9 protein-coding genes and 2 pseudogenes are annotated in these 8,868 nt (G+C 73.9%); 5 read left to right on the top strand and 6 right to left on the bottom strand.

Features of this window, described 5'->3' with window-relative positions; genetic code table 11:
* Window positions 1-147 (bottom strand): annotated as a pseudogene (locus GT030_RS01755) (nicotinate-nucleotide--dimethylbenzimidazole phosphoribosyltransferase); the annotation flags it as partial.
* A 131-nt stretch (window positions 148-278) separates the two neighbouring features.
* On the opposite strand from GT030_RS01755, the gene GT030_RS01750 reads away from it, so the two are divergent.
* Complete coding sequence (locus tag GT030_RS01750) at window positions 279-1,121, top strand: class I SAM-dependent methyltransferase (protein WP_161199486.1); 843 nt, start codon at window positions 279-281, stop codon at window positions 1,119-1,121.
* On the opposite strand, the gene GT030_RS01745 is transcribed toward GT030_RS01750, so the two are convergent.
* Complete coding sequence (locus tag GT030_RS01745) at window positions 1,118-2,317, bottom strand: bifunctional adenosylcobinamide kinase/adenosylcobinamide-phosphate guanylyltransferase (RefSeq protein WP_161199485.1); 1,200 nt, start codon at window positions 2,315-2,317, stop codon at window positions 1,118-1,120. The two genes, GT030_RS01750 and GT030_RS01745, sit on opposite strands and share 4 nt — an antisense overlap.
* 133 nt (window positions 2,318-2,450) lie before the next feature.
* On the opposite strand from GT030_RS01745, the gene GT030_RS01740 reads away from it, so the two are divergent.
* Window positions 2,451-2,663 (top strand): hypothetical protein, encoded by a 213-nt coding sequence (locus tag GT030_RS01740; protein WP_135785599.1) that lies wholly within the window; start codon window positions 2,451-2,453, stop codon window positions 2,661-2,663.
* 48 nt (window positions 2,664-2,711) lie between these two features.
* Here the strand turns inward: GT030_RS01740 and GT030_RS01735 are convergent, their stop codons facing one another.
* The 3 genes from GT030_RS01735 to GT030_RS01725 form a co-directional block, all read right to left on the bottom strand.
* Complete coding sequence (locus GT030_RS01735; protein ID WP_161199484.1) at window positions 2,712-3,782, bottom strand: trypsin-like peptidase domain-containing protein; 1,071 nt, start codon at window positions 3,780-3,782, stop codon at window positions 2,712-2,714.
* Between the two features lie 56 nt (window positions 3,783-3,838).
* Complete coding sequence (locus GT030_RS01730) at window positions 3,839-4,579, bottom strand: class I SAM-dependent methyltransferase (protein ID WP_202459564.1); 741 nt, start codon at window positions 4,577-4,579, stop codon at window positions 3,839-3,841.
* A gap of 71 nt (window positions 4,580-4,650) precedes the next feature.
* Window positions 4,651-5,247: a DUF3043 domain-containing protein gene (locus tag GT030_RS01725; RefSeq protein WP_161199483.1), complete on the bottom strand. Its 597-nt coding sequence runs from the start codon at window positions 5,245-5,247 to the stop codon at window positions 4,651-4,653.
* A gap of 307 nt (window positions 5,248-5,554) precedes the next feature.
* On the opposite strand from GT030_RS01725, the gene GT030_RS01720 reads away from it, so the two are divergent.
* Window positions 5,555-6,352, top strand: a complete 798-nt coding sequence (locus GT030_RS01720; protein ID WP_161199482.1) for a PspA/IM30 family protein — start codon at window positions 5,555-5,557, stop codon at window positions 6,350-6,352.
* A gap of 33 nt (window positions 6,353-6,385) precedes the next feature.
* Window positions 6,386-6,664, top strand: a complete 279-nt coding sequence (locus GT030_RS01715) for a hypothetical protein (RefSeq protein ID WP_161199481.1) — start codon at window positions 6,386-6,388, stop codon at window positions 6,662-6,664.
* Here GT030_RS01715 and GT030_RS01710 read toward each other — a convergent pair whose 3' ends face one another.
* Window positions 6,665-7,999, bottom strand: coding sequence for a DUF3616 domain-containing protein (locus GT030_RS01710; RefSeq protein ID WP_161199487.1), 1,335 nt, complete (start codon window positions 7,997-7,999; stop codon window positions 6,665-6,667).
* Between the two features lie 240 nt (window positions 8,000-8,239).
* Here GT030_RS01710 and GT030_RS01705 point away from each other — a divergent pair.
* Window positions 8,240-8,868: pseudogene (locus GT030_RS01705) on the top strand (two-component sensor histidine kinase); the annotation flags it as partial.

The raw sequence follows: 8,868 nt of genomic DNA, 5'->3' as shown, positions 1-8,868 counted from the left end.
CGCCAGCCACTCGCCCAGCTCGTCCAGCCGGCCCAGCGCGCCGGACGGTACGGCCAGGCGCTCCCGCCGCGCCTCGGCGTCCCGGCGCACGCCGCCGTCCGGGCGCTCGATCAGATCGGTGAAGTCGTCGAGTTGAAGGCTGTCCATTCGCGGAACAGTACCGCCCGCGCGCGAGGCGCCCCGCGCCACACCGCCACCACGCCCGGCGCACGTCATTGCACCCAAGATCGTCATCCCATACGTTCCGGTTTACCGCGAAATGCCGTACAGGAGCCGCCATGCCGTCCTCGCCCTCCGCCCCGCAGGTCAGCGACCGGTTCCCCGGCCCGCGCCGCGAGGACTGTCCCTGGTGCGGCTCGGCCCGCCTGCGCACCCGGCTGCGCGGACCCCGAGCCGTCGCCCTCGACGAGTGCGAGGCCTGCGCCCACGCCTTCCAGAACCCCCGGTCGGCCACCGGCGCCCCCTCGTCGTCCGGCCGCTCCCACCGCGCCACCGCCCGTGCCCTCGCGGGGCTGGCCGACCCCGAGAGCTGGCTCGACGTGGGGACCGGGCACGGCCACTTCCCCGAGGCCGCGCGGGAGTTCTTCCCGTACACCAGCTTCGACGGGCTCGACCCCACCGAGCGGGTCGAACGGGCGCTCGCCGAGGGCCGGGTCGAGGAGGCCCACCGGGGGCTGCTCACCACGCCCGGCGTCACCGACCGGCTGCGCGCCCGCTACGACGTCGTCAGCATGCTCCACCACCTGGCCCACGTCCCCGACCCGCGCGCCGAACTGAGGGCCGCGCTGGCCGTACTCCGCCCCGGCGGCCACCTCGTCGTCGAGGCCCCGGCCCCCGACAGCACCTACGCGACCCTTCTGGGCTCCCACTGGCTCCCGCACCGGCACGCCCACCTGCTCCCGCTGCCCAACCTGGAGGCCGAACTGCACGCCCTGGGCTGCACGGTCACCACCACGGCCCGCGTCCACCAGCCCCAGGACCTCACCACGACCTTCCCCCGCCCCCTGCGCGCCCCTCTGACGGCGGCCACCGCCCTGGACCACCTCCTGGCCCCCCTCACCCGCCGGACCCGCTTCGCCAGCACCTACCGGGTCGTGGCCCGCAAACCAGGACGGTTCTAGCCCCGCAGCACCAGCGCCTGACCCGCCACCACCAGCACGACCTGCTCGCACTCCGAGGCGAACGCCGCGTTCAGGCGGCCCAGTTCGTCGCGGTAGCGGCGGCCCGAGGGGGTGGCCGGGACGATGCCGGAGCCGACCTCGTTGGAGACGGCGACGACCGTGCGCGGGGTCTCGCGTACCGCCCGGGTCAGTTCGTGGACCCGGTCGCGCAGCGCCTTCTCGCCGCCGTCGGCCCACTGGGCGTCGTCCCAGGCGCCGACCGCGTCCATCACGTCGGTGAGCCAGAGGGAGAGGCAGTCGATGAGGAGGGGCGGACCGTCCTCGGCGAGGAGCGGGACCAGGTCCGTGGTCTCCGCCGTACGCCAGGAGCCGGGACGGCGCTCGCGGTGCGCGGCGACCCGGTCCGCCCACTCGCGGTCCCCGGCGCGGGTGCCGCCGGTCGCCACGTAGACCACGTCCGGAAAGGACTCCAGACGCCGTTCCGCCTCCACCGACTTGCCCGAGCGGGCGCCGCCCAGCACCAGCGTCCGGCGTGGCACGTCCGGGACCTCGTCGTACGCGCCCACCGCCAGCGTCACCCCGTCCGGCACCGTCCGCGCCCCGGCCGCCGCCAGCCGCCGGGGCAGCTCCGTCGCCTGCGGCACGTCATGGTCCAGGTGGACCGCGACGATGTCGGTCGCCGGACCCACCCCGCCGGCCGCCCGCAGCCGGGCCAGCGCGTCCGGGCGCCCCACGATGTCGGCCAGCACCATGTGGTACGGCTCCGCCACCCGCTCCAGGCCCGCCGGGGAGCCGCCCGGCGGGAGGTACAGCAGCTTCAGCCCGTCCGGCCCGGTCACCTCGTACCCCGTACCGCCCGCGTCCATCGCCAGGGCCCGGACCCGGTGCCCGGTCAGCAGGGTCAGCTCGCGGCCGTCCGGCACCCGGACCGGCTGGGGGAGTCCGGCGGGGACCTCCACGGCGGGACCGTCGTGCGGGTGGGAGAGGAGCACCTGTCGGACCCGGCCCAGCGAGTGCCCGGCGCGAGCCGCGGCGAAGGCGGCGCCCGGTGTCAGGTCCAGCAGCAGGGCCCCGTCCACCAGCAGCGCGGTGGCCGCCCGCGCGTCCGGGCCGAGCGCGCTCGCGCACACGGCACAGGGGCAGTCGGGGCGGGGCAGTCCCGAGGGGGCACCGGTGCCGAGCAGAGTGACGTCCACGGAACCGATTTTCACCTGTCCCGGCGGGCGCCGCGCACCGGGCCACCTGAGCGGACGATGATCCACGATGTCCTGTGGGCTGCCCCGTGAACCGCATACCCTGCCCGCAGGAGTCGGATCGAAGGAGGCCCGCATGACAGCTTGGACGTGGCGGTTCGAGAAGGCCGACGGGACGGAGGTCCCGCCCGCCGTGGAGCCGGAGGAGTTCACCACGCAGGGCGACGCCGAGTCCTGGGTCGGCGAGAACTGGAAGGCGCTGCTGGAGGGCGGCGCGGACCAGGTGCGCCTCTTCGAGGAGGGCACCGAGATCTACGGGCCGATGAGCCTCGACGCCGAAGGGGTGTAGCCCCGGTCCAGCGGGGGCGGGACCACTCCCGCTCCCGTCGGGGTGCCCTCACTGCTCCCCGAGCGTCACCTCGGCCGTGTGCCGGGAGTCCGCGCGTTCGTAGGTGACCGTGACCTTCTCGCCGGGCTTCTTCCCCGCCAGCACCTCGGCGAGTTCCGTGGTGGTGCCGACCGGGCTGTCGCCCAGCCGGGTGATCACATCGCCCGCCTTGAGCCCCGCCTTCGCCGCCGGGCCGCCCCGCTGCACCGTGACCACCGCCGCCCCGGCGGGCCGGTAGCCCTCGTCCACCACCGTGCGGACCGTGACGCCCAGCGCGGCCCGGCCCGAGTCGGTGACCTTGCCGGTGGCGATGATCTGCCCGGCGACCGTACGCACCATGGACGCCGGGATGGCGAAGCCGATGCCCGGTGCCGCCCCGCCCTGCATTCCGGGGTCGATCGCGCCCAGCGTCGGGATGCCGATGACCTGGCCCTTCAGGTTCACCAGGGCGCCCCCGCTGTTGCCCGGATTGATCGCGGCCGAGGTCTGCACCATGTTGGCGATCGTGGCACCCGGACTGCCGTCGTCGCCCGGCTCGCTGACGGTCCGCCCGGTGGCCGAGACGATGCCCTGGGTCACGCTGGAGGCCAGCCCGAGGGGGGAGCCCATGGCCAGCACGATCTGGCCGACCTCCACCTTGTCCGAGCCGCCGAACACCGCCGGGCGCAGGCCCGCCGGGGCCTTGTCCAGCTTGATCACCGCGAGGTCCTGCTCGGGGTAGGAGTAGACCAGGCTCGCCGTCAGCGGTTCCTCGCTGCGGGCCGTGGTCACCCGGAAGGTCTTCTCCGAGCCGACCACGTGCGCGTTGGTGACGACGTGGCCCTTGCCGTCGTAGATCACGCCCGAACCGAGGGACGGCCCCGCCTGGATCTGCACGACCGAGGGCAGGACGTCCTTGATGACCTTCTGGTACTGGTTTTGGAGGTCGTCCGCCGCCATCGGCAGCGCCGCCTGCGCGGTCGGCGGCCCGTCCTTCCGGGCCGAGGGCGCCGGGTCGGAGCAGCCGCCCAGGACGGCGGCGCACACCAGCACGACGGCCACGGCACCCCTGCGCCCGGCCCGGATACGGGAAGCGTCCATGGACGAGTCTCCCCACGGGTCACAGACAGGGGCCCGCCGGATACCGCCGAACGGGGCTAGCCCCGCACCCCGCACAGATGCAGCAGTTCCGCGATCCCCCGGTACGGGTCCGTGCGGCACGCCCGTTCCTCGACGGCGAGGAGGGCCTCCAGGTCGTCGGGGGAGACGGGGGCGGAGGGGACGCGGCCGGCGAAGACCTGGACGCCGTACCAGGCGTGCAGCGGGGCGGCGATGCCGTGCAGGGTGGCCGTCAGGGCGGAGAGGCGGTCGGCGCGGCCCTCGGGGGCGGGCGCCGGCGGGCTGTCGCCGTCGGCCTCGGTGCGGGAGCGGGGGAGCAGGGCGGCGCTGTCCAGCGCGGCCAGCGCACCGGCCCAGTCGCCGGCGAGACCGGGTCCCATGGCGAGGGCGTCGCCGTTGCGCACCAGCAGGGAAAGCAGCCCGCCGGGCGCCAGCATCCGGGCCAGCCCGGCCACCAGTGCGTCGGGCTCCTCGACATGCATCAGCACCCCGTGGCACAGCACCACGTCGAAGCTGCCCGGCAGGAAGTGCACCCCGGTGTCCCGGCCCTCGCCCTGCACCAGCCGGACCCGCTCGCGGATGCCGTCCGGCTCACCGGTCAGCGCCGCGCGCGCGGCCGCGACCAGCTCCGGATCGCGCTCGACCCCGGTGACCCGGTGGCCGAGCCGGGCCAGGCGCAGCGCCTGCGCGCCCCGGCCCATGCCGACGTCGAGCACCCGCAGCCGCCGCCCGACGGCGAAGGCGCGGGCGAGCTGCTCGTCCAGTTGCCGGGTGACCAGGCGCTCCCGGATCAGCTCGCCCGGCGTGCGCGGCCCCGTGAGGGCCGCCGTGCCGGGAGCGGCGTCTGCGCTCAGGGCCGCTCTCCGCGCTTGACCTGCGGCTTGGGCAGTCGCAACCGCCGCATCTGGAGGGAGCGCATCAGGCCGTACATGACCGCGCCCCGGCGGTTGACGTCCGGGAACTTCTCGGCGAGCCGCTTGTTCAGCCGGTAGCCGCTGAAGGCGGAGTCGACGACGATCAGCACGATCACGATCAGCCACAGCAGCAGCGCGATGCTCTGGATCGAGGGCACCCGCACCACGCTGAGGGCCAGGATCACGATGGCCAGCGGCAGGAAGAACTCCGCCACGTTGATCCGCGAGTCGACCCAGTCACGGGCGAACTTGCGCACCGGCCCCTTGTCCCGGGCGGGCAGGTACCGCTCGTCGCCCCCGGCGAGCGCGCGGCGCTGCCGGTCCAGGGCCTGACGGCGGTCCTCGCGCTGCCGCTTCGCGGCGTCCTTGCGGGACACGGGCGTACTGGCGACACTGCGGCGCTGGGTCTGGGCCTCACTGCGCTTCGGCGTGGGCCGACCCTTGGGGGCCTGCGGGTCGCGGGGCTGCATGGAGCCGGTCACCTGCGCCTTGTCGGCGGGTGCCTTCTCTTCCTTCGCACGGCTACGGAACACAAAACCCAAGGGTACGGGCATCACCGGCATGGACCCCAGTCCCTGGGGGAACGATCCGGCAACGCCGGACGTCTATCGGGGTACAGAGGGGACGTCCTGGACGCTTCCAGGGCGAGTCGTACACCAGGCGGGGCGTCACCCCTGGTGATCACCTACTCCTCACGCCGGAGTGGCCGGGCCGGGGCTCGTCCTTGGGGAGGAGCGCATCGCTCCCCGAACGGTGCGGTAATGGTGGCAGGGCCCGTACTGTGGGTTCTGTCGCAGGATCGGTGAGCTGGAGTCCGTCAGAAGGGGGCGCGCGAAGCCCATGAGCGGTGTCATGAAGCGTATGGGGATGATCTTCCGCGCGAAGGCGAACAAGGCCCTTGACCGGGCCGAGGACCCGCGCGAGACCCTCGACTACTCGTACCAGAAGCAGCTGGAGCTGCTCCAGAAGGTGCGGCGCGGGGTCGCCGACGTGGCGACCTCCCGCAAGCGCCTGGAGCTCCAGCTCAACCAGCTGCAGCAGCAGTCCGGGAAGCTGGAGGACCAGGGCCGCAAGGCCCTCGCGCTCGGCCGGGAGGACCTCGCCCGCGAGGCGCTGTCCCGCCGCTCCGCCCTCCAGCAGCAGGTCACGGACCTGGAAACGCAGCACGCCACCCTCCAGGGCGAGGAGGAGAAGCTGACCCTCGCGGCCCAGCGCCTCCAGGCCAAGGTGGACGCCTTCCGTACGAAGAAGGAGACCATCAAGGCCACCTACACCGCGGCCCAGGCGCAGACCCGCATCGGGGAGGCGTTCTCCGGCATCTCCGAGGAGATGGGCGACGTGGGCATGGCGATCCAGCGGGCCGAGGACAAGACGGCCCAGCTCCAGGCGCGGGCCGGCGCGATCGACGAGCTGCTCGCCTCCGGCGCGCTGGACGACCAGTCCGGCATGGCCAAGGACGACATCCAGGCCGAGCTGGACCGCCTCTCCGGCGGTTCGGACGTGGAGCTGGAGCTCCAGCGGATGAAGGCCGAGTTGGCCGGCGGCTCCTCCGGCCGGCAGCAGGCCATCGAGGGCGGTGCGGGCGGTCAGCAGGCTCAGCAGCAGCCGCAGGACACCCCCCGCTTCGACAAGCAGTAGTCCGCCGCCGGGACCCGCGCCGAGGAGGCCGTGGTGATCGTACGGATCATGGGTGAGGGCCAGGTGAGGCTGGACGACTCCCGCTTCCCTGAGCTGAACAAGCTGGACGACGAACTGCTCGCCCAGGTCGAGGGCGGTGACGAGGAGGGCTTCCGGCGCACCTTGCACGCCCTGCTGGAAGAGGTCCGGAAGCTGGGCACCCCGCTCCCGGACGACTCCCTGGAGCCCTCCGAGCTGATCCTGCCCGCCCCGGACGCCACCGTGGACGAGGTCCGGGAGATGCTCAGCGACGACGGGCTGATCCCCGGCTGATCAGCCCAGCGTGAAGAAGGTGGAGCGGGACTTCTGCCACTCCGGGTGGGTGAGGTCCTTGGCCTGGGTGCCGTCGCCGTAGAGGTCGGCGCTGCCGTCGTCGGTGATGAGCTGGACCCGGCCGCCGGACACGTCCAGGTCGGGCACCGACACCACGGACTCCCAGCCGCCCGCGTCCGCCGTGGGCAGGTCCAGCACCTTCACCGGCTGGTGCCCGGCCACCCCGTCCCAGCGGTACAGGTCGTAGGGCGCGCTGTTGTCCTCGGCCGCCCAGGACCCGGCGAGGATCAGGTACTGCCCCTTGTCGTTCCGGCGCAGGTCACGCACCGAAAGACCGCCGAGGTCCAGCTCGACCGGGGTGCCGAAGGTGGCCTTCGTGCCTCGGGCCACCTGGTCCATGTCGGTCACCGGCACGAGCAGCGCCTTCCCGCCCTCGCTCGGCGGCACCAGCGGGGCGCGGAAGCCGACGTAGGCGGTGGTGGTGGAGCCGGGGGCGAACTCCAGGCCCTCCACGTTGAAGCCGTCCACCTGCTTCGGCGTCTGGCCGTCGGCGGTGGCGGCCGCGAAACCGTACCGGTCGCCGTTCGCCCGGTCCCAGGCCACCAGGTCGTCCCGCAGCCTGTGCCCGGCGGTGCCGAAGGCCACCGAGGTCGCGGCGCCGGAGCCGGAGAGGGTGGTGGTGAAGACCGTGTTCCGGTCCGCCTTGTACTCGCCGTCCTTGTTGTTGCCGAGCGAGCCGGTCCAGTACACGGTGTTCCCGACGCGGGCCGCGCCCTCGATGTCGACCTCCTTGGAGGCGCCCAGCGCGGAGGACAGGTTCCAGCTCCTCACCGGCGCGCCGGAGGCCGAACCGTCGTACAGGCGCAGGGTGTTGTCCTCGTCGTTGGCCACCAGGACGTAGCCGCCTCCCGCGTCCACGGCGGCGGAGGCGTCCGAGGCGCCGGTGAGGTAGCGGGCGTCGGCCGCGTGCTGGACGGCGGGGGAGGCCGCGTAGTGCAGGGTCGTGGTGGCGGACTTGCCGTCGGTGCCGGTCACCTTGAGTGTGAGGTCGGCGTACCCCCGGGCGCGGGCGGTCACCGCGACCGTACGGCTGCCGCCGGTGCCGGTGATCCGGACGTCCCCGGTGCCCGCCACCGTGCTCCGGCTGCTGCTGGACGCCGTCACCGTCAGCCCCGAGGCGTCCGCGCCGCTCTGCGCGACGGTCACCGTGACCACGGGGTCGCCACTCGCGCCGACGGCGCCGGACAGGTAGGCGGCCGAGAGCTTGATCGTCGGGGTGCCGGTGGACGCCGCGTGCACCGTGGCGGCCGGGCCGAGCACCGCCAGCAGGGCCACGGCGGTGGCGGCGGGGAGGAGACGGGAGGCGGGAGGGCGCACGGTCACTGCCTTTCGACGACGACGCATCCGGTCCGGGCGGCCCGCATGCCGACGAGAAGGCTCGGGCCGCCCGGCCAACGGCGGGCGTCCCCCACGGGTATCCGGGGCGAACACCGCCCGACACCTGACACGCTGTTCCCTGGCCCGTCCCGGTCGTCCCTTACCCGGACTTTCCCGGCGACCCGTACTGTTCACCGGGTGAGCACTCTCCGACGCGCCCGGTACCAGTTCAAGGCGCACCCCCTCACACTCGACGCGGTCATCGCGGCGGCCGTGCTGCTGTGCATGATCAGCAGCGCCTTCGCCGCACCGGACGGCGACCACGGCGTGGACTGGGGCGCCCGGCCGCCGGGCGTGGTGAGCCTGCTGCTGATGGTCCTGGCCGCCGCCGCCCTTGTGCTGCGCCGCCGCTCCGCGCTCGCCGTACTGGCCGCCACCGGCACCTTCGCGCTGATCGAGTGCGTCACCGGCGACCCCCGCGCCCCCGTGGCGATGACCACCGTCATCGCCCTGTACACCGTCGCCTCCACCACCGACCGGGCCACCACCTGGCGGGTCGGCCTGCTCACCATGACCGTGCTGACGGCCGCCGCCATGCTCGCCGGGCCACTGCCCTGGTACGCACAGGAGAACGTCGCCCTCGTCGCCTGGACCGGCATCGGCGCCACCGCGGGCGACGCCGTCCGCAGCCACCGGGCCTTCGTCCAGGCCATCCGGGAGCGCGCCGAACGCGCCGAACGCACCCGTGAGGAGGAGGCCCGGCGGCGGGTCGCCGAGGAACGGCTGCGCATCGCCCGCGAACTGCACGACGTGGTCGCCCACCACAT

The sequence above is a fragment of the Streptomyces sp. SID1328 genome, assembly GCF_009865595.1.
GTDB classification, from domain to species: Bacteria; Actinomycetota; Actinomycetes; order Streptomycetales; family Streptomycetaceae; genus Streptomyces; species Streptomyces griseoluteus.
The sequence above is the reverse complement of the archived record's forward strand: the minus strand, read 5'-3'. Positions and strand labels throughout refer to the sequence as shown.

What these genes read in the sequence shown, in the direction of transcription:
- GT030_RS01735 (WP_161199484.1), bottom strand. Translation starts at nt 3,782, where the DNA reads ATGGACGCTTCCCGTATCCGGGCCGGGCGCAGGGGTGCCGTGGCCGTC.
- GT030_RS01720 (WP_161199482.1), top strand. Translation starts at nt 5,555, where the DNA reads ATGAGCGGTGTCATGAAGCGTATGGGGATGATCTTCCGCGCGAAGGCG.
- GT030_RS01740 (WP_135785599.1), top strand. Translation starts at nt 2,451, where the DNA reads ATGACAGCTTGGACGTGGCGGTTCGAGAAGGCCGACGGGACGGAGGTC.
- GT030_RS01750 (WP_161199486.1), top strand. Translation starts at nt 279, where the DNA reads ATGCCGTCCTCGCCCTCCGCCCCGCAGGTCAGCGACCGGTTCCCCGGC.